Annotated in this window: 3 protein-coding genes; all 3 read right to left on the minus strand. The window is 72.0% G+C overall.

All coding sequences use genetic code 11. The features are described from left to right. Positions 1 to 107 precede the first annotated feature (107 nt). The 3 genes from C1I99_RS31560 to C1I99_RS31565 are packed head-to-tail and all read right to left on the minus strand — an operon-like array spanning position 108 to position 1,266. A complete protein-coding gene (locus C1I99_RS31560) occupies positions 108 to 569 on the minus strand; it encodes a RidA family protein (protein ID WP_111137776.1) in 462 nt (153 codons plus the stop codon). A gap of 5 nt (positions 570 to 574) precedes the next feature. Next, entirely contained in the window at positions 575 to 730 is a 156-nt protein-coding gene (sp36, locus tag C1I99_RS32490; protein WP_146604112.1) for a Sp36 family protein, read from the minus strand. Between the two features lie 44 nt (positions 731 to 774). Then, positions 775 to 1,266: a hypothetical protein gene (locus C1I99_RS31565; protein WP_111137777.1), complete on the minus strand. Its 492-nt coding sequence runs from the start codon at positions 1,264 to 1,266 to the stop codon at positions 775 to 777. Between the last annotated feature and the right edge of the window lie 180 nt (positions 1,267 to 1,446).

Consider the following 1,446-nt stretch of genomic DNA (forward strand, 5'->3'; position numbering starts at 1 on the left):
GTATAAGAGACAGCCCCGCGATCTTGCACTTACCGCCCCCGATACCTACCGGTTCACGGCTTTTGCCAGGGCACGAAGCGCACGATCGCGGGGATGGTTGGGCGTGCTCAGGCGACCTCGACGATGAGCTCGACCTCGACGGGGGCGTCGAGCGGAAGCTCGCCGACGCCGACGGCGCTGCGGGCGTGCCGGCCGGCCTCGCCGAAGACGGCGCCGAGCAGGTCCGAGGCACCGTTGATCACGCCGGGCTGGCCGGTGAACCCGGGGGCGGAGGCGACGAAGCCGGTCAGCTTCACGACCTTGACGACGTTCTCCAGGCCGACCAGCGAGTCGACCGCGGCCAGCGCGTTCAGCGCGCACCGCTGGGCGAGGTCCTTGGCCTGCTCGGCAGAGACACCCGCGCCGACCTTGCCGGTCGCCAGCAGCTTCCCCTCGGCGATCGGGAGCTGCCCGGAGACGTACACGTGCTGCCCGGACTGCACGGCCGGCACGTAGCTGGCCACCGGCGGCACCACCTCGGGCAGCGCGAACCCGAGTTCGGCGAGTTTCGCGTGCGGACCGTTGCCCATGCCGCTCACGCCCTCGGGCGCTTCAGGTAGGCGACGAGCTGCTCCGGGTTCGGGCCGGGAACAACGGAGACCAGTTCCCAGCCGTCCTCGCCCCAGTTGTCGAGGATCTGCTTGGTCGCGTGGACCAGCAGCGGGACCGTGGCGTATTCCCACTTCTGCATCGGTGGAGGGCTCCCTCGGTGGCGTTGACTCTTAGAGGCACAGCCTACGGTCCGACGGACGGTCGGGGTGCGGGACGCTGCTCGGGGGCGGCCGGCGCCTCGCCGCACGGCCCGCCGTGCTCGTACGGCTGGGGACAGCGGGACCGGTCCGGCAGCAGCAGGTCGCAGAAGACCCGGTGCCGGTTGTTCTGGTCGTCGGCGGTGGAGACCGTGGTCTCCCCGGCGTCCAGTTCGGGCAGGAAGCTCAGCGAGGTGGCGACCGTGCTGGCGAGCGCGGTGGCCGCCGCCAGGTCGGCAACCCGGATCGGGAGGTGGATCACGTACTCCGGTTCCTCCTCGTCCCGGCCACGCTCGGCGGCGGGCCGGCCGGACGCCCGGGGCACCTCGACCGGCTCGGCGATCCGGCGGTACGACCGTTCGTTGACGGGCAGACCCGCCGGCGCACCCCCGGCCTCGCCCGAGTAGCCCGGCCCGGCCCAGCGCCGCCGGTCACCCACCGGGTACTGGACTCGAGGGATGTTGTCCGCGTCGCGCATGCACTGCCTCCGGGCGTCGTACCTGGTCACATCCTCGTCATCCGGCCCGGACCCTCCGCCCGGCCGGTCCCCCGCGCCGGAGAGAACGTAGGACGTGGCCGGAGTCCCGCCAACAGGACGCGCGCGGTGACCGCAAGTCACATATGCGACACAACCGCCGGTAACGAACGCGTCCCGCCC

This window comes from Micromonospora deserti (genome assembly GCF_003236335.1).
Lineage (GTDB): Bacteria > Actinomycetota > Actinomycetes > Mycobacteriales > Micromonosporaceae > Micromonospora > Micromonospora deserti.